Annotated in this window: 13 protein-coding genes; all 13 read right to left on the bottom strand. The window is 64.8% G+C overall.

The genetic code is table 11. The features are described 5' to 3' along the window. Nucleotide 1 precedes the first annotated feature (1 nt). Nucleotides 2-3,856: a helicase-exonuclease AddAB subunit AddA gene (addA, locus tag FE781_RS00370; RefSeq protein ID WP_138787646.1), complete on the bottom strand. Its 3,855-nt coding sequence runs from the start codon at nucleotides 3,854-3,856 to the stop codon at nucleotides 2-4. Further along, a complete protein-coding gene (addB, locus tag FE781_RS00365) occupies nucleotides 3,843-7,409 on the bottom strand; it encodes a helicase-exonuclease AddAB subunit AddB (protein WP_138787645.1) in 3,567 nt (1,188 codons plus the stop codon). The genes addA and addB overlap by 14 nt, the downstream gene beginning before the upstream one ends. 326 nt (nucleotides 7,410-7,735) lie before the next feature. After that, on the bottom strand, nucleotides 7,736-9,100 hold the full coding sequence (locus FE781_RS00360) for a class I SAM-dependent rRNA methyltransferase (RefSeq protein WP_138787644.1): 1,365 nt from the start codon (nucleotides 9,098-9,100) through the stop codon (nucleotides 7,736-7,738). A gap of 88 nt (nucleotides 9,101-9,188) precedes the next feature. After that, complete coding sequence (deoC, locus tag FE781_RS00355) at nucleotides 9,189-9,872, bottom strand: deoxyribose-phosphate aldolase (protein ID WP_138787643.1); 684 nt, start codon at nucleotides 9,870-9,872, stop codon at nucleotides 9,189-9,191. Then, the gene (locus FE781_RS00350) at nucleotides 9,853-10,302 is read right to left on the bottom strand and encodes an NUDIX hydrolase (RefSeq protein ID WP_138787642.1); all 450 of its coding nucleotides are present in this window, start codon (nucleotides 10,300-10,302) and stop codon (nucleotides 9,853-9,855) included. The genes deoC and FE781_RS00350 overlap by 20 nt, the downstream gene beginning before the upstream one ends. 12 nt (nucleotides 10,303-10,314) lie before the next feature. Next, the gene (mtaB, locus tag FE781_RS00345) at nucleotides 10,315-11,667 is read right to left on the bottom strand and encodes a tRNA (N(6)-L-threonylcarbamoyladenosine(37)-C(2))-methylthiotransferase MtaB (protein WP_138787641.1); all 1,353 of its coding nucleotides are present in this window, start codon (nucleotides 11,665-11,667) and stop codon (nucleotides 10,315-10,317) included. Between the two features lie 4 nt (nucleotides 11,668-11,671). Next, complete coding sequence (locus FE781_RS00340; RefSeq protein ID WP_342774259.1) at nucleotides 11,672-12,448, bottom strand: 16S rRNA (uracil(1498)-N(3))-methyltransferase; 777 nt, start codon at nucleotides 12,446-12,448, stop codon at nucleotides 11,672-11,674. 123 nt (nucleotides 12,449-12,571) lie between these two features. Then, on the bottom strand, nucleotides 12,572-13,291 hold the full coding sequence (locus tag FE781_RS00335; RefSeq protein WP_246067967.1) for a site-2 protease family protein: 720 nt from the start codon (nucleotides 13,289-13,291) through the stop codon (nucleotides 12,572-12,574). Then, entirely contained in the window at nucleotides 13,252-14,241 is a 990-nt protein-coding gene (gene prmA, locus FE781_RS00330; protein ID WP_138787640.1) for a 50S ribosomal protein L11 methyltransferase, read from the bottom strand. The genes FE781_RS00335 and prmA overlap by 40 nt, the downstream gene beginning before the upstream one ends. Before the next feature lie 1,003 nt (nucleotides 14,242-15,244). Continuing rightward, nucleotides 15,245-17,068: a stalk domain-containing protein gene (locus tag FE781_RS00325; protein ID WP_138787639.1), complete on the bottom strand. Its 1,824-nt coding sequence runs from the start codon at nucleotides 17,066-17,068 to the stop codon at nucleotides 15,245-15,247. A gap of 160 nt (nucleotides 17,069-17,228) precedes the next feature. Further along, the gene (locus FE781_RS00320) at nucleotides 17,229-17,582 is read right to left on the bottom strand and encodes a hypothetical protein (RefSeq protein ID WP_138787638.1); all 354 of its coding nucleotides are present in this window, start codon (nucleotides 17,580-17,582) and stop codon (nucleotides 17,229-17,231) included. After that, nucleotides 17,575-17,769: a YfhD family protein gene (locus FE781_RS00315; RefSeq protein WP_138787637.1), complete on the bottom strand. Its 195-nt coding sequence runs from the start codon at nucleotides 17,767-17,769 to the stop codon at nucleotides 17,575-17,577. Before FE781_RS00315 ends, FE781_RS00320 begins: the two co-directional genes overlap by 8 nt. 152 nt (nucleotides 17,770-17,921) lie before the next feature. Further along, nucleotides 17,922-19,058, bottom strand: a complete 1,137-nt coding sequence (dnaJ, locus tag FE781_RS00310; RefSeq protein WP_138787841.1) for a molecular chaperone DnaJ — start codon at nucleotides 19,056-19,058, stop codon at nucleotides 17,922-17,924. Between the last annotated feature and the right edge of the window lie 97 nt (nucleotides 19,059-19,155).

Here is a 19,155-nt window from a genome sequence, read left to right as displayed (position 1 = left end):
GTCATCCTCCTCTCCCGTTCAGCGCAACCGTATGCGAACCGTCGATAAAATACAGCACCCGCTCCGTCACCGGCTTGCGCAAAATATGCGACAAAGCCCGCGCGTACAAATCCATCTGCAGCCGGTACCGTTCCGTCAGCCGGGACAGCGCCGGACCGGGCTCCCCGCGCACGGCGTCGGTCTTGAAGTCGACCAGCACCCATCCGTCTCCTTCGGCGAACAGGCAGTCGACGACCCCTTGCACAAGCACGATCTCGTCGCCCGCGTCCGGCCGGTCCGGCGCGATCTCCGCCGCCCGGAGGCCGTAGCTGAACGGCAGCTCCCGATACACCTTCGGCGACTTCAGCAGCCGCCTCCCGACGTCCGTGCGGAAAAATCCGGCGACTGCCGCCGGGTCCACCGCCTGCGCCTGCTCCGGCGTCAGCATCTGCAGCCGCACCATGCGCGAGACCGTTTCTTCGACGAGTTCCTCCGCCACGTCTCCGTTCAGCGGAAGCTGCTGGAAGACGGCGTGGTACACCGTGCCGCGCTCCGTCGGCGTAAGCGACTTCGCTTCGAGGAACGACGGCCGCCGCAGATGGAACGCGGGCGCGCCGCCGCCCGCCAGATGCGCCGGGCCCGCGCCGGTCTCCCCGTCCCGCTCGCCAATTCGTCCGAACGCGAGACGTTTCATCTCCGTGACGGACGTTTTGGTGCGGATGCCCGTCGCCGACGCGTACGGATAAGACCACGACAACCGCCGGTCGATCTCCGCCGTCCACACCGTTTGCGGCGCGGGAACCGGCGTGCGCGTCTTCAGCGCCGCGCGCAATCCGTCGTCCGGCACCAGCTCGCGTGCCGCCGCGGCCTCCCGATCGAACTGCTCCTGACCCGCCAGCGCCACGTGCCAGCGGGAGCCGTCGCCGTGCAGAGCGAACGGAGCGCGTTCGGGCAGTCCCGCCCATTCGCGGAGCGCCCTCGCGTCTCTGTGCCGGATCAGCGCCCGGCCGATCCAATCCAGATAGCAGCGTCCGTTCAGAATCTCGTATGCCGGCAGACGCCAGCCTTCCGTCCCGAGCATGCGCCCCCAGGCGGCAACCTGCCGCTCGAGCCCCCGGACCGTGCCGACCAGATACAGCTTCTCCTTGGGCCGCGTCAGCGCGACGTACAGCACCCGCTGCTCCTCGGCCATCGTCTCGAGCCGGATCGCCCGGGAGATCGCCAGATGGGCCAGCGAAGGAGACCGGGTCCGGCGTTCCGGATCGATATACAGCGGACCGAATCCGAGACGCTTGTGCAGGAGAAAATCGGCCTGCTCGTCCCGGCGGTTGAACGGGCGGGCGATCCCCGCCACGAATACGATCGGAAACTCCAGCCCCTTCGACTTGTGAATGGACATGATGCGCACGACGTCGTCCTGTTCCCCGAGCGCCCGGGCTGCCCCGAGGTCAGTTCCGCTATCCCGCATCCGCTCGACGAACCGGAGGAAGCGGAACAATCCCCGCATCGAGGTCGATTCGAACTGTCGGGCCCGGTCGTACAGCGCCCGCAGGTTCGCCTGCCGCTGCGCGCCTCCTTGAAGGGCTCCGCAATAGTCGTAATAACCCGTCTCCCGGTACAACCGCCAGATCAGTTCCGACAGCGAACCTTCCCGCGCGGCGCGGCGCCATTCCTCCAGCCGGAACAAAAACGCCGACAGCTTGGCCCTCCACGGCTCCCTGCCGTCCGCCCCGCCCTCCGGCGATGCGGCGCAGGCGACCGCCGCTTCGTAGAAGGACAGGCGGCGGTCCTGCAGACGGATGCGGGCGAGCTCGGCCGCGGACAGTCCGACCAGCGGGGAGCGCAGCACGCCGGCAAACGGGATATCCTGCAGCGGGTTGTCGATGACGCGCAGCAGCGACATCATCGTATCGACCTCGACCGCGTCGAAATAGCCGTCGGCGAGCTCCGCGTATCCGGGGATGCCGAGCGCTCGCAGCTCCTCGATAAACATCTGCGCCCACGCTCCGGGGGACCGGAGCAGGATCACCACGTCGCGGTACCGGGCGGGCCTCAGGCCGCCGGCTTTGCGGTCGTAGACCTGCATCGGCGACGGTCCCCGCACCAGCTCCGCGATCCGCCTCGCGACCGCCCGCGCCTCCAGCGCCGCCGTCTCCGCGAAGGCCGCTTCGGCCGCGCCCGTTTCGTCCTCCTCCTCGCCGCCGGATTCGCCCGGCTGCCGGTCGATCAGCAGCAGCTCCGCCGACAGATCGTCGCGGGAAGGCGGATAATCCGCCCCGCAGACGAGCTCGGCGGCCTCGTCGTAGTCGATCTCCGCCGCCGTCCGGTGCATGATCTGGCGGAACAGGAAGTTGACCGCGTCCACGATCTCCCGACGGCTCCGAAAGTTGCGGGCGAGATCGATGCGCACGCTTTCCCCGGCGTCCGCGCCTTCTCTCAAGGGTTTGTACGTCTCGTATTTGCGCAGGAACAGTCCCGGCTCCGCGAGCCGGAAGCGGTAGATGCTCTGCTTCACGTCGCCCACCATAAACCGGTTGCCGGGACCGTCGCGGGAGATCAGCTCGACGATCGCTTCCTGCACCTTGTTCGTATCCTGGTACTCGTCCAGCAGCACTTCGTCGAACAACTCCCGGAATGCAAGCGCCGCCTCCGAAGGCACCACCCGGTCCGGCGTCGAGCTGGGGTCGCGCAGCACCTGCAGGCAATAATGCTCCAGATCGCCGAAGTCGACGAGCCCCTTCGCCGCCTTCGCCTCCCGGTACGCCTCCGCGAACGCTTTGACCGCGCCCGCCAGCGCGGCCATCAGCGGCGCCATGTCCGCCAGTTCCTTCGCGTACTGCTCGGGCGTGCGGGCGAACAGCTCTCCGGCCAGCTCCGCCACCGTTTTTTTGGCGTACTCGCGCAGCTCCTTGGCGGCTTCCATCGCCGCGGCGTCCGCCTGATCCTTGCGGCACGCCTTCAGCTTGCCGAATGAAGCCGAGCGGAACGCTTCGGAGCACGCTCCCCAGCCCGCGGCGGCAGCCGCTTCCAGCCGTCCGACAAGCTCCAGGTCGTCCCGCAGCGTGTCGGCGTAAGGAGCCGGTCCGCCCGGGGACAAGGCGATCTCAAGCGCCTGGTTCAGCGCGGCCGACACCCCTTCCAGTTGCAGCCGGACCGTATGCAGCAGCGGCTCCGTCCAGACGGAGATCACCTCCTCCGCCGGCTTCTCGCCGGTTGCGGCGAACGCGGCTGCCATCTCGTCGAGCCACGCCGACGGCCACGGATTCGACTGGGAATAATCGAACAGTTGCAGAATCAGACCGCCGAGCGCTCCGTCGTGGCGATCGCCCGCAAACCGGTCGGCCAACTGGCGGAACAGCTCCGCGTCGCCCGCGATCCCGGCTCCGGCCGACTCCGGCAAGCCGCGTTCGAATGCCTGCTCCAACAGGCCGTCGAGCACCTCCTGCCGCAGCAGCTCCGCTTCCGTCTCGTTGGCGATGCGGAATTGCGGATCGAGACCCAGCGTCTGCACGTGCCGCGAGAGCACCTCCAGGCAGAACGAGTGCAGCGTCGTGATCATCGCCCGGTTCACGAGCGCAAGCTGGCGCCGGAGATGACGGGATTCCGGACGCTCCGCAAGCGCCTTCTCGAGCGCCTCCCGAATCCGGTGGCGCATCTCGGCCGCGGCGGCGTTCGTAAACGTCGCCACAAGCAGCCGGTCCACGTCGATCGGATGCTCGTCGTCCGAGATCATCGAGATGATGCGCTCGACCAGCACCGCCGTCTTGCCCGAGCCGGCGGCGGCCGCGACAAGCGTATTGCGGCCGCGCACGGCGATCGCATCCCACTGGGCGTCCGTCCAGGCGCTGCCCGGCGGTTTCGGTTTAATTCCGTTCATTCGGCTCGTCCTCCTCTCTATCCGCCGTCTCCGTCAGGCCGGCCGCGCTCTCGATCGCGCTCCATATTTCGTCCTTCGCCAGTGGCCGAAGTTCCCGGTACGCGTCCGCGTCCGTCAGCGGGTCGAACCGGCATACGGCCTTGTATTCGCAATACGCGCAGGCCGTCTCCCGTCCCATCCGGTACGGCCGGATCGACACGTCGCCGTCCGTCATCCGCCGGCCCAGCCCCCGGATCACGCGGCGGGCATGGTGGCGCAAGGCTTTCCAGCGGGGGGCGTCCGCGACGGACGAGCTGGAATAGAAGCCTCCGTCGCTTTTGAGCGCAACGGGCAGCATGTCGGAATGGCCGCTCTGCAGATTTCCGTCCATCATGCGCACCAGATCGGGGTCGGCGAGCAGCAGCCCGCGCATCTTGAACCGCTTGAAACGCTCGGCTTCCAGCTCCTCCGGCGCGAGGCCCGCGCCGTCCCGCACCCACGGATTGTGCACGTGGAAATACAGCACCCCGGCGGGCTCGGCCGGACGGCCCAGCCACTTCTCCGCCTGCGACACCGCGGCCTCCAGATAAGCCAGCATCTGCAGCGACAGCCCGTAATACACCTCCGCCAGATTCAGCTCCGTCCGGCCGGACTTGTAGTCGAGCACGCGCAGCCACAGCCCGCCCTTCCCGTCGGTCGCCGTGTCGATGCGGTCGATGCGCCCGGCCAGCTCGATGACGCACCCGTTGTCCAGACGGAACGTGAGCGGCGGCAGCGGCGAACCGGGGCCGAACGGAATTTCCGCGCCGGCCGGAGCGAACGAGCCGCGCCTTCCTTGCTTCGCAAGCGTGCTCGCGGCTTCTCCGACGACCCTCCGCAGCCGCCCGGTCAAGTAACGGTGACGCGAGGAGCTGAGCAAAATCTCGTGCTGCAGCCCCGGCACGAGTCGGTCGACGGCCTCTTCCGCCAGCGCCGCGCACTCCTCCGGGGACAGATCGGCCCACGACAGCCCGTCTTCCGTCAGCTTGCGCAGCATCTCGCTGAGCGCCCCGTGGAACAGCACCCCGACGTCCGGCGCTTCCAGCTTGTACAAGCGGCGCTCGCGCAGGCCGAGGCCGTAGGAGGCGAAATGGGCGAACGGGCACGCAGCGAACCTCTCCAGCCGCGATACGCTTGCGCGAATAACCGTGCCGTACATCTCCCGCGTCAGGTTTTCGTCAAGATTGCTCTCCTCATTGACATAGAACAAACCGTCGAGCAGGCGGTCCAGCCGCTCCCGCCATTGCGGACGGGAGACGAACCAGTTGTACGCCTCCTTCCAGACGCCGGGCAGCGCGCTGCCGTCCCGCCACTTGCCCAGTTCGGCGAACAGCCTGGCCAGCGTCTCGTCCGGATTCGCGAACCACTCCAATCTCGCCTCGTCCGTCAACAGCGGCTCGTCGCCCGCAGGCACGAAAACCTCCTTCACGTTCGGAAGAATCCGCTTCAGATGGCGCACGGTCTCCGAGGGCAGCAGCCCCTTGCCCTCCTCGTCCGCGGACGGCCACGAGACGTACAGCCTTTCGGACGGAAGCGTCAGCGCCGAATAGATGAGAAACGGCTCGTCCAGCAGCCGCCGCCGGCTGTCCTCGGCCAATTCGACGCCTTCCCGCGCCAGCAGCTCCCGTTCCCGTTCGCCGAGCAGGCTGTCCTCGCGCGGCTTCGCCGGCAGCACCCCGTCGTTGGCCCCGAGGATAAAGCAGGCGCGGATGCCCGCGGAACGGGTCCGCTCGAGGCTGCCCACCAGCACTTGATCGATCGAGGGGGGCACGAGGCCGAGCTTCATGCCGTCCAGACCCGAAGCGACAAGTCCGGCGAACCGGTCCGGCGCGATCGGCTCGTCGCCCAGCAGCTCCACCAGTTGATCCAGCAGATCGAGCAGGCCGTTCCATACGCCTTCGTGCTCCCGCGCCGATTGGGGGCGGCCTTCGCGGATACACGCGTTCGCCCACGCTTCCAGCTTCTTCGCCGCTTCCGTCTCGTCCAGCAGCCGGTACAGGCATTCCGCCATCTCCCGCGCCGTCCGGGCTGCGGCCAGCCCCCGTTCGAGCTTCGCCAGCGGCGCGGCAATCATCCGTCGGCAGTCGTTTAATTCCCGCTCCTCGGCGGTCAGTTCATCGCTCTCCCCGCTTCCCGCGCTCCCGTCCTCCGTCCGAGCCCGGAACAGCCGCCACGGCTTGCCGTCCGTCCAGCGCCAGCCCGAGATGCCCGTCTCCAGCACGAAGTTCTCCAGCTTGAAAAAACCGAGCCGCACGCGCCAGACTTCCGGCGAATCCGCCTCGCCGTCCGGGGGCACAGGCAGCAGAAAATCGGTTTTCACGCAGCGGAACACATGGTCGTAAGACCAGCCCTTCACGGCCACATCCAGCGCCGACCGCACGAATTCGGCGAGCGGATGGTCCGACACCTCCCGCTTGTGGTCGAGAAAAAACGGAATGCCGAAGCTCTCCAGCCGCAGCCGCAGCAAATCGGCATAACCTGCGAAGTTGCGCACCATGATTGCGATATCGCGGTACCGGTACCCTTCGTCGCGCACAAGCTCAAGGATGCGGCGCGCCACGGCTTCGACTTCCGCCGCCCGGTTCGGCGCATTCAGCAGCGTGACGCCGCCTCGGCCCGGCAGCACCGGGGTCCAGCCGCCCCGGTGACGATGCTCGTAGCGGCGTTCAAGCTCCGCCAGCATCGGACTCTCGCGGAACCGCCGTTTTCCCGGAGCTTCCAGCATCACCGTCTCTTCCGTCTCCACGCCCAGCTCGCGCGCCATCGCCTTGACCTTGGCCAGCGTGCGGAGCGTCGGGTGAAACAGCTCCAGTTCGTCGGGCGTCTCTCCCGGCGCCAGATCGCGGTCGGCGCACACCGTCAGCGTCACCCGGCGGGCATGCCGCATCAGTTGGCCTACAACCGCCAGCTCCTGCGGCGTAAAGCCGTTAAACCCGTCGATCCATATTTCCGAATCCTTTATGTATGCCGATGCGTGGGCTTGCAGCGCCAGCCGGTTCAGGTCGTCCTCGCCGTCCGAGAAGACGCCGAACATCCGGCGTTCGTACGCGGCGTATACCTGAAGCAGCTCGCCCGTCGCGCCGCTGGCGAGCCCGGCCGCCTCCGCGCGGCGTTCAAGGGTTTCCGCCGGCACTCCGTATCTGCGGAACTCCGTAAACAGCTCCGCCAACTTCGCCAGATAGCCGGTCTGCCCCGAGCTGCGCCTCAGCGCGCTTAGCTGCTCCCGCATTTCCTCCAGCAATTGATAGATCAGCATCTGCTTGCCCGTATCGTCCACCGGCACGCGCGCCGAACCGCCCGTCTCCTGCATCACGCGCCAGGCCAGCCGCCGGAAGCTGAGCGCCTGCGCCCTCACCATGCCTCCCAGCCGCTCGGACGAGACGAGCGCATGCTCCGCCTGGAACGTGCCTTGCTCGGGTACGAGCAACAGCAGCGGATGGCCTTCCGGTTCGGCCGCCAGCCGCTCCTCCAGCTCCCGCAGACACAGCTCCGTCTTGCCGCTGCCCGCGCGGCCTATCACCAATCGTAGCGACACGTCTTCCGCCCCTCTCGTTTCTCTATGAGAGCGATTATATCAAAATAAAAACAAGTGTTCGAGTGCAAGTGCAGGAGAAGGCGAAAGTGGCGAAGAAAAAAGATTTCCAGGAAAAGCGGAGAGTGACAACCTGATAGGGGAAAGCGGGGATTGTTTTAAAATGAAGGGGGGTCAAACGTTTTCGTCGGGTTACCCGTTCCCTGCATCCAGCCGATATTGGATGAGCGGATGGGGAATCCCCCAGTATTTCGCTGCCGATTCGGGCCGCCGCCGCTCGCAAAGCCGATGCGAGCGGGCGGCAGCCCCGGAACGAGCTTGGCGGCAGCCTATCGGCTGCGCACTTCGAAGATGGCGAACTTCAGGTAATTGCCTTCGTCCACGCCGAGAATATGCGGATGATCTTTGCCCGCGCCGCGGAATTCCACGAGCCGCAGCGTCTTGCGCGCGTCCACGGCCGCCGCCTGAATCGTCTCGAGGAACAGCTCCGGCCGGACATGGTAAGAGCAGCTTGCCGTCACCAGATAGCCGCCCTCGTTGACGAGCTTCATGCCGTGCAGATTGATGTCCTTGTACCCGCGGCACGCGCCTTCCACCGCCGAACGGGACTTCGCGAACGCGGGCGGGTCGAGGATGACGACATCCCACGTGCGTCCTCCGGGCGCCAGGGGCTTCGACGTGTCGATTCCGCCTTTGGCCGCTTTCGAGCGGGATTTTCTGTCTTCCAGCCCTCTCACCTGCTCGCGCAAATAGTGGAACGCGTCGGCGACGACAAACTCGACTCTGTCCTCGAAGCCGTTCAGCCGCACGTTTTGGCGCGCCGTTTCGATCGCGTGCTCGGAGATGTCGAGACAGGTCACCTTCTTCGCGCCGTACTTGCAGGCGTTCAGCGTGAAGCTGCCCGTATGCGAGAAGCATTCCAGCACGGTCGCTCCGTCCCAATACGGGAAGGTGACCCGCTTGCCCCGGGCGTTAAACGGGCGCAACACGCGCACGCCGTCTTCTTCCGTCTCGCGAAGCTCGATGCCGCTGCGGCGGCCCCATCCCGTCATCAGCGGCTTGATCAGCGCGCGGTTCTCCCGCTGGTCGAAGAAGTAGCCGGTTTTCTGGCCCTCGTGAATGTCGACGATCAGCCGGAGCCCGTTCTCCTCGATCTCGACATGCCTCGGACAATCGCCCCACAAGAGCCCCTTGCGCGGCTCCAAGCCTTCCAGCTCGCGCACCGCCACATCGCTGCGCTCGTAGATGCCCGCCGGCGCGAACACCTCGACCAGCGCGTCTACGATCTGTTCGCGACGGCGTTCCATGCCCAGCGACAAAATCTGGACGACCAGCACGTCATCGAACCGGTCGACGACAAGCCCCGGCAGAAAATCGGCCTCCCCGTAGACGAGTCGGCACGACTTCACTCCCGGCAGGAACCGCTCCCGGTGCTCCAGGCAGCGGCGGAACCGATCGGCGAAAAACGCCCGGTCCATCTCCGCGACGGCGTCGAAGCCGACGATCCGGACGGCAATCTGGGATTTCGCGTTGTAATAGCCGCTGGCGAGAAATTGACCGCTCGCGGACAGCACCCGCACGATTCCGCCCGGCTCCGGCTCTCCTTCGATACGCGCGATTTCGTTGCGGTACACCCACGGGTGGCCCGCCTCCAGCCGCTTCTTGCGGCTTTTTTCCAAATAAACGTCTGCCAAAACGGCACCTCCAAGGTGAACGTTCTCCATAACCATGCATAAAGAAACGGCCGCGCATCCCGTTCGCCGGGACGCGCCGCCGCTGCCTTTAATATCCGCCGGTCCCCGCTTGGCCCCGGACGATTGCGACGCCCGAGCTCGTGCCGATGCGGGCCGCGCCGGCTTCGATCATGCGGATCGCCGTCTCCGCGTCGCGCACGCCGCCCGACGCCTTCACGCCGACCGCGGCCGATACGGACGCCCGCATCAGGCGCACGTCCTCCACCGTCGCGCCGCCGGGACCGAAGCCCGTCGACGTCTTGACGAACGCGGCGCCCGCCCGCTCGGACAGCTCGCAAGCTTTGCGCTTGAGCGCGTCGTCCAGCAGGCCCGTCTCAAGAATCACTTTGACCCGGGCGGACCCGGCCGCCTGCACGACGCCGCGTATATCCGCCTCGACGTCGTCGAACCGGCCTTCGCGCAGCCAGCCGACGGCGAGTACCATGTCGATCTCCTGCGCTCCCCGTGCGGCGGCCAGCCGAGCCTCGGCGGCCTTGGCTTCGGGCAGCATCGCGCCGAGCGGAAAGCCGACGACCGCGCAGACCTTCACATCGGTGCCCGCCAGCCGCTCCCGGCACAACGGAACCCACTGCGAATTGACGCAGACGCTGTAAAAGCCGTACTCCACCGCTTCCCGGCACAGCCGCTCGATGTCCGCCGAACCCGCTTCGGGCTTCAGCAGCGTGTGATCGATATAAGAGGCCAGCGGCCGGTCAATTTCGCGATTGGCCATCGACGACATCCTCCCGTCCCAAGCGGCGCAGCGCCTTGCGCAGCACGATATCGTTATTGTCGTAGCCGGATGCCAACTGCGTTCTCCACGCGGCTTCGGGCGTCATCCATTCCACCCCGGATATTTCCTCCGCCTGCGCGGTCAGCCGGTCGTCCAGCGCCTCCACCAGATAGTAGTGGACTTCCTTGTCCACAAGACCCTTCGTTGGGTGCTCGTACCGGTAGGAAATCACCTCGAGCGGTTCCACGATTCGTCCCCGGATGCCGGTCTCCTCGAGAATTTCGCGCAGAGCCGTCTGTTCGATCGTCTCGCCCGGCTCCATCTTGCCTTTCGCAAGCGTCGCCCGCCCGAACCGGTCCTGAATGATCTGGATTTCGACGCCGCCCGGAACGTTCCGGTATACGACGCCGCCTGCCGAAATTTCTTTCATATCGGCCTCCCGTCACACGCCGGCCGCTTGCGCCGACCGCGGCGATTCCATCACGCGCACGAGCGTGCCCTCGCACTCGTTGACGCCCGCTTTCGTCACCTTCACCCGGCACATTTCGCCGATCAGGCTTTCATCGCCGGGGAACCGGATGTTCAGATAGTTGTCCGAATAGCCCTGGATCCATCCGGCGTTGCCCGCACCTTTGACCTCGCGCTCCGGAATGACGTCCAGCACCTGACCGACGAATTTCTCCGCGTACGCAAGCTGCATCCGCTCCGACAGGTCGATCAATTCATGCACGCGGGCGTGCTTGATCTCCTCGTCGATCTGATCCTCCATGCGCGCCGCTGGCGTACCCGTCCGTTTGGAATACGGAAACACGTGCATCTCGGAGAAGCCGATCCGCTCCATGAACTCGTAGCCGCTGCGGAACATCTCGTCCGTCTCGCCCGGGAAGCCGACGATCACGTCCGTCGTGATCGCCACGTCCGGCATCGCCTGGCGGATCAGGCCGATTTTGCGCTCGAACTCGGCGGTCGTGTATTTGCGGCGCATCCGCTTCAGCACCGCGTCGTGGCCCGCCTGCAGCGGAATGTGGAAGTGGCGGCACATTTTCGGCGAGCTGCCGATCACCTCCAGCATCTCGTCGTCGATCTGGCTCGCTTCGATCGAGCTGATGCGAATCCGCTGCAGCCCTTCGACCTTATCCAGATCCTTCAGCAGCTTCGCCAGATTGTAGCCTTCCAGATCGTCGCCGTATCCGCCCGTATGGATGCCGGTCAGCACGATCTCGCGGTAGCCCGCCGCAACGAGCTGCCGGGCCTGCGCGATGACGCTCTCCGGCTTGCGGCTGCGGGACAGCCCGCGGGACCACGGGATGATGCAGAATGTGCAGAAGTTGTTGCACCCCTCCTGAATTTTCAGGAAAGCGCGCGTGCGCTCCGTGAAATCCGGCACGTCCAGCTCCTCGAACTCGCGGGTTTTCATGATGTTGCGCACGGCGTTCACCGGCTTGCGGTCGGCCTGAATCCGGGCGATGTACTCCATGATTTTGTCGCGGTCCTGGGTGCCGATCACGAGGTCTACGCCTTCGATCGCGGCGACCTCCGCGGGCGACGTCTGCGCGTAGCAGCCCGTTACGGCGATGACCGCATCCGGGTTTTTGCGCACGGCGCGGCGGATGATCTGCCGGCTTTTTTTATCTCCGGTGTTCGTCACGGTGCATGTGTTGATCACATAGACGTCCGCCGTCCGTTCCTCGAAGTCGACCTGCTCGTAGCCGGCCTTCTTGAACAACTGCCAGATCGCTTCGGTATCGTAAAAGTTGACTTTGCATCCCAAGGTATAAAACGCTACGCTCGGCATGAATTCAACCTCCCATCTCTCCTGTTTCGTAGAAAAGGCACGAAAGCGCGACCAGCGAGGCCGACTCCGTGCGCAAAATCCGTTTGCCCAGCGACACGATCTTCGCGCCGGCCGCCGCGGCCTGATCCGCTTCTTCTTCGGCGAAGCCGCCCTCCGGGCCGATAATCAGCAGCACCGGCCCCGGCACGGAGCCGTCGGGGCTGGACGCCCTCGCCTCCCGCAGCGCCCGCCTGAGCGGCAGTCCGTCCGGCCGTTCGTAGCAGAACAGCGCCAGCCCGCTCTCCGGCAGCCGCCTCAGCAGCTCCTTCCAGCCCATCGGCTGGGCGATCTCCGGAATCCGGTTGCGGTGCGCCTGCTCGGCCGCCTCCTTGACGATCTTGCGCCAGCGCTCCATCCGCTTCGCTTCTTTCTTCGCGTCGTATTGCACGACGGTGCGGGCCGAGACAAACGGCAAGAAACGGGCCGCGCCGATCTCCGTGCCTTTTTGCAAGATCAGCTCGAACTTGTCGCCTTTGGGCAAGCTCTGCGCCACCCAGACCTCGACGGCGGGCTCGGCGTCCGCCTCCAGCATCCGCTCGATGCGCCCCTCGGCGCGGTCCGGCGCAACCGCCGACAACACGACGAGCGCCTCCCGGCCGCTGCCGTCGCTGACGATCAGCTTGTCGCCGGGGCGCGCTCTCATGACGCGGGCGATATGATGGGCGTCGTCACCGGCAATCGCCACGGTGCCGTCGCCCCATTGCTCAGGGTCGATAAAATATTTTTGCACGCGTGCTTCCACACCTGTTCTCGTCTGTCCATGAAAAAAAACTTCATCCTACATCATACACCGTTTGCGCCTGAAAAGCTAGAGCCCGCAAGGATTGGCAAAGCCGGGCCGCTGCCGGCCCGGCGCTTCAGGACGTTATTGTCCGAACATCGGCGCGACGAACGATTCCATCCAGCGCACGATCTCGAACTGCAGCACGCCCAGATTGCCGAACACCAGCCTGCGCAGAGGCGGGATAAACGCGATAATCAAAAAGATCAGGATGCCCCACTGCTCGTATTGCGTCATTTTGGCCCGGAGACCGGGCGAGACGAGATCCTGCACGATCCGGTAGCCGTCCAGCGGCGGCAAAGGCAGAAGATTGAAGATAAAAAGGAAGACGTTGATCAAGATCCAGTGTTCGAACAATACGCCGAGCGCGTCCACGACTCCGCTCGACGCGTTGCTCAGCAGCCCGGAGCTGCCTAACGCGAAAAGAGCGACAACCCCGACGAACGCCAGAATCAGATTGCTGAGCGGCCCGACAAACGAGACGACCGCTCCCGTCAGGCGCCGGGGCTCCCGCAGCTTGCCCCTGTGCACCGGCACGGGCTTCGCCCAGCCGAAGCCGAACAGCAGGAACAGGATCATCCCGGCGATGTCGATATGCTTGCGCGGGTTCAGCGTCACGCGGCCGTCCCGGTAAGCCGTATCGTCTCCGAACTTGTACGCGGCATACGCGTGCGCGAACTCGTGCACCGCGAAGGCGAGCGCGAGTACGATAAAGACAAAAGGCAATTCCTCGAACGGAAAGGCAAATACGTTGTTTAATCCGTTCATGGCGCCTCCGGCTTGCGCGCGACGATGACGACCCAATCGCTGTCCTCTTCGCGGCTCTCGATTACAAAACCGCGCTCACGCAGCCCGTTCTCGACCTGCTCGGCTTTGGCGGTTATGACGCCGGACACGATATAACGTCCGCCGGGCTGCAGCGCCTCGTATACGTCGCCGATAAACAGCAAAATAATCTCCGCCAAAATATTGGCGACGACCACCTGCACCGGAAGCTTGACGCCCAGCTCCGAGGCCGTCTCGCCCGCTTCGGAACGGCGCAGCACCTGCAGCAGATCGCTCTCCAGCACGACGATCCGGTCCGACATGCCGTTCAGCCGGCTATTTTCCTTCGCGCTCGATACGGCGACCGGATCGAGGTCGACGGCCAGCACCCGCTCCGCCCCAAGCTTGGCGGCGGCCACCGCGAGGATGCCCGATCCGGTGCCGACGTCGATCACGTGGTCGCCGGGCTTCACGACCCGCTCCAGCGTCCGCAGGCAGAGCGCCGTCGTCGCGTGCGTGCCCGTGCCGAACGCCATGCCGGGGTCCATCTCGATCACCAGCTCCCCGGGACCGGCTTCATATTCCTCCCAGGTCGGCTTGACCGTCAAGCGCTCCGATACGCGCAGCGGCTTAAAGTACTGCTTCCACGCGTCCGCCCAGTCCTCGTCGTCGACGATCCGGGCTTCCAACGTTCCTTGCCCGATATCGATCCCGATCTCGTCCTGCAGCATCGCGAGGAACGGCCGCAGATCCGCTTCCAGGGCGGCGACGTCCTCGTTCTCGTTGAAATACGCCTTTATGACCGCTTCCCCTTCCGGGATGTCGTTCAGATCGAACTCGTACCATTGTCCCAGCGACGTATCGCGCTTCCGGTTCAGCGAACCCGTCTCTTCGATCGATACGCCTCCGGCGCCCAGCTCATGCAGCCGGTTCGCAATCATCTCCACCGCTTCTTCGGTCGAGCGAATCGTCAATTCCGTCCATTTCAATGTTCTCCGTACCTCCCGAGGGCGGCGCTTCCGCGGGCTGAACCCGTCGGTTGTCCGCGCCGCAAATCATTCTCATTCTACTATAAGGAGGCGGGAGAGTAAAACCGCGATTCCCGTTCCGTCCGGAACGAACACAAAAAGGCGGACAAGCCGCCTTCAATCAGGGGGGCAACAAGCCCACTACACTACCAACCCCTCAACCAGTCGTCAACCAGCCGATCACCCGCCTTTTTAAACAGCAGTCAACCAGCCGACTACCAGCCTTTAATGATATTTTTTATCATTACATCCGAAAATTTTCCTACCCGCGACGAGCTTAGCGATACAGAATATCATTAAAGCGCCGGTTTCCCCAACTTTTTCCTCTAATTTCAGGCGTTTGCGATATTTTATATCGCTAAACGAATACAGAGGGAGCGGTAGGGACGCGTTAACGATATTTTATATTTTAAACGGTCACGGCGAGTATGGGAGGAGAGCCCCGCTCCGTCACCAGGCCCTTTCCGGAAAGCAGCCCACCCGTCAGCAGGCGCATCCCGGACGGCAGCCCACTTTCACTCCGCATGCCTCTCAACACCGGGACTCCCCAGACGGCAATTCGCCCCGACTCCGAACTCCACGGACGACTGCCCACTCCCTTTCAGGCCCTCTCCGGTCAGCAATCCCACCGTCAACAAGCGCACTCCGGACAGCAGCCCACTTCCACTCCGCGCGCCTCACCGGACGGTAGTTCGCCCGACATCGGACGTATCCCCGGACGGCGGCCCGCACTCCCCGGAGGGCGGCCCGCCCCGACATCGGGACTCCACGGACGACTGGCCCATCCCGTCACCGAGCGGCCCTTCGGACAGCGGCCTGCCCTGACATCGGAACTCTCCGGACGTATCCCCATCGGACCCGCCCCGACACCTAGCGGCCCTCCGGACGGCAAACCCGCTCCGTCACCAGGCCCTTTCCGAACGACAGCCCGTTCCCTCATCGAAGGAAGCGGGCTGTCCGAACTCTATTTTAATGCCGCGTTCATCTCCGCGATCATCGTTTTGTATTCCTCCGAGGCTGTCAATTGGGCCACCGCCTCATCCCAATCCTCCAGCGACGCCGCGCCCAAAATCACCTTGATCTTCGTCTGCAGCAGCTTTTGGTTCGTCTCGGCGTACTCCGGACGGTTTGCCGCAATCCATGCGGCTAACGGAAGCTCGATATCGGCATACGATTGGCGCTCCCAAGCTTCCGCGCTTTGGGCGTACGCTTCCGCCAACGCCGGGGGCAGCGCCGCGACGGAACCGTCCGTCAGCGACGCGTCGCCGAATACGAGCTTGGCCGCCTCGGCTTCTTCCGGCTCGAATCCCGCTTCGTCCCAGCCCCGCTCCGCTTGCAGCAGCGCCTGCTCGTAGACGGCGAGGAACGCCTTCGCCTCCGCTGTCGTGGCGAAACGGGAGATGGAGTAGCCGGGGGCCGGGGACGCCGAGCGCCACGGAACGGCGCGCTTGCCGCCTTCCGCCGGCGCGAGTCCCGGCAGCGGCACCCACCATTGCTGGCTGTTGCGGCTGTCCGGGCTTGCCCGCAGCGTCTCCGCCGTCCAGGCCGCTGCTTCCTCGATCGTCATCGCCGTCAGGCCGGAACGGTTCTCCTTCGCCTCGTTAAGCGCCTGACTCTTCGTCTGTACGGCAAATTCCGAATGGATCAGACCGGCCGCATACGCCTTCGCCAGCCACTTAAGCGCTTCTCTTTGCCCGGAGCCGACCAGATGGTCCACAACTACTCCGTCCTTCAGCGAGAATCGGTCCGGGGCGCCCGTGAATACTTGTTCCACCCACTTCAGCGAACCCAGATCGTTGGGGCCCAGATAAGCGGCGATCGGCAACGTGTCGTGCTTGCCGTTGCCGTCGGCGTCCCGGTCGCGGAACTTGACCAGCGTCTCGTACAGCTCGTCCATCGTCTCCGGCGTCTCCAGTCCGAGCCGATCCAGCCAGTCCTGACGGACCGCCGGGAACAACGCGTTGTTCGGATGGTTGGCCGCAGGCAGCGAATAGACGTTGCCGTCGATGACCCGCAGCCGGTTTTTTGCCCGCTCCACCCGCTTCATCAGCTCGGGCGTGTCGTTCAGCAGCGGGGTAAGGTTATGGAACACCGATTGGTAAAGCTCGTCATTGAAATTGACGGTCTGATCGATCATCATCAGATCGTCCGGCACGCCGGCGGCGATCATGACCATCGCCTTCGCCGTATAATGCTCCGCCGGGACAAACGTAAACTGGAAGTCGGCCTTCCAAGTTTCCTTCGCATACGCAGACAGCTTCTCCGGGGAAGGAGGACCGCCTTCGCCGGAATTGGCGAACAGGCGGATCGGAATCGTCTTCACGCCAGGCACGACGGTGACGGCCCATCGGTCGGCGTCCCATTTCACCTCGGCGCCGGCCCATTCGGCGAACGGACGCAGCGGCGCCCACATCCGCCCGTCTTCGCCGATATACGCGGCGACGGTCAACCGCAGCAGGCCGTCGTTCGTAACCGCATATTCGCCGTTCGGATGCACTTCCGCCCGGATTCCCGTTCCGGGCCGGTACACCAACGCTTTACCCGCCTCGTCGTCCCAGCCGACGCTGTAGCCGAGCGATTCCATCAGCTCGCGCAGCGGCACCATCGCCGTGCTGTCCGAGAGGCGCGCAGGCGACGACAGCGATGCGCCGGTTCCGCCTTCGACTCGAACGGAGACGACCGGGGGCGAGGACGGCTCCGCCGCTTGTGCGCCGGCGGCAACCGGCAACACCAAAGCCGCGGCCGCGACAGTCAATCCGCACGTAAACGCTTTCCGTTGTTTCCGCATCGTCTAATCTCCTTTGATATATTGGATGTTACTGGAAATATAGACGATTGGGCGGGCAAAAAGTTGCGGAAGATCCGGAGAAACGCCGTTTCGGCTTCCCTCGCCAATACGGGCGCACGCAAATAACCCGCCGCAACATCGCGGCGGATCAATTAAACGCCTAGACGTTGCCGCCCGACTCGCGGATCGCGTGCAGCGCCTGCATATAAACATTCTCATCGACACGGGCGGTCAGGACGGCTCTCGCGATATCGTCTCCGCCGTTTTCCCGTTCCAACGCGTCATTGCTGAAGGCGGATGCGGCGACCACGCCCGCGCCTCCGCCCGACGTACCGTTTATCCCTTGCGTGCCGAGACCAAAAAAGCCGGCCGTGTTCAAAATCCCGCTGTCGTCGCGATCATCCGGAAGCAGCTCGACCCGGATTTGGTCCGCCCGCAACGCCTGCAGCTTTAGCGCCGCTCCGTCCGCTTCGTCCTCGCTGCGGAAATACGCCTGAATCGTCTGTTCAGCCATGATCGCCCGCTCCGGCCGTCTCTTCTCTCGCCTCGGCGCGCGCATCCGCGGCGGCGGCGCGCTCCCATGCGGCCAGATCGGCTTCGTCGGCCGCCTCGGCGTCGAAGCGCACGTCTTCCAGCTTGCCCGGCTCGGGCTTGTCCGGCTTCCCGGCGCGGCCGGGCTGCTTGCCGTTTTGTAGCGCCATACGTCTTCCTCCTTCGTTTACGGCGGAGCTCGGTCCGCCAGGCTAGACGTATTGTGCGCCCTCCGGCCCGCCGTTATTCGCGAAACGGCCCCGCCCGGCACGACAAAAAACGGCCCGTCGTTCCCCAACGGGAACCGCAGGCCGTTCGTTCGTCAGTCGCCCAAAAACGCTTTTTTGAATCGCTCGAACAGCGATTTTCCTTCGCCTTCGTGAACGTTCTCCCCGCTGACGCGCGCGAATTCGCGCAGCAGCTCCTTCTGTTCTTCGTTCAGCACAGTCGGCGTGACAACCGTGACCTTCACATGCTGGTCGCCCTGGCCGTAACCGCGGAGGCGCGGCACCCCTTTGCCCTTCAGCCGGAAATAGGTGCCCGTCTGCGTCCCCGGCGGAATCCGCAGCTTGACCTTGCCGGTCAGCGTCGGGATTTCGATCTCGTCGCCCAGCGCCACCTGCGTGAACGTCAGCGGCACTTCGCAATAAATATCGTCTCCGTCGCGCTCGAAGAACTCATGCGGATTGACCCGAATCACGATATACAGGTCGCCCGGAGGCCCTCCGCGCAGGCCGGCTTCGCCTTCTCCCGATACGCGGAGCTGAGCGCCTTCGTCCACGCCCGCCGGAATTTTGACGTTGATTTTGCGCGAGCGTTTAACCCTGCCGCTTCCGCCGCAGGTGCCGCATTTTTCGCGGATGATCTGTCCCTGTCCGCCGCAGGCCGAGCAGGTCCGGCGGCTGACCATACGCCCGAACGGCGTGTTCTGCACGAACTCCTGCTGGCCGGAACCGCCGCAAGTCCGGCACGTCTCCGGCTTCGTTCCCGGCTTGGCCCCGCTGCCTCCGCAGGTGTCGCACGATTCGGTGCGCGGGATCGTGATTTCCGTCTCCTTGCCGAAGACGGCATCCTTGAAGTCGATCCGCAGCGTATACTGAAGGTCCGAGCCCCGCTGGGGCGCGTTCGGATTGCGGCGCGGGCCGCCGCCGAAAAACATATCGAAGATGTCGTTGATTCCGCCGAAGTCGCCGCTGAACCCGCCGCCGAAGCCGCCGCCCTGATTCGGATCGACGTGACCGAAACGGTCGTACTGCGCCCGCTTTTGCTCGTCTCCGAGCACCTCGTACGCTTCCTTGATTTCCTTGAACTTCTCTTCCGCGTCGGGAGCCTTGTTCACGTCGGGATGATACTCCCGGGCGAGCCTCCGGTACGCCTTTTTCACCTCGTCGGCAGAGGCGTCCCTCGATACGCCCAACACCTCGTAGTAATCGCGTTTGCTCACCGTTTCACCCCCCATGAACCGCACATATGGCTGAATCCCGGGTCATAACGAGGCGAGACGCGGCGTGTCTCGTCCCGAGACAGCCGCATCCCGCCGCGCAGGAAACCCGATG

Origin of the sequence: Paenibacillus thermoaerophilus (genome assembly GCF_005938195.1) — a bacterium.
Taxonomy (GTDB): domain Bacteria; phylum Bacillota; class Bacilli; order Paenibacillales; family Reconciliibacillaceae; genus Paenibacillus_W; species Paenibacillus_W thermoaerophilus.
This window is presented reverse-complemented; position numbering and strand designations above follow the sequence as displayed.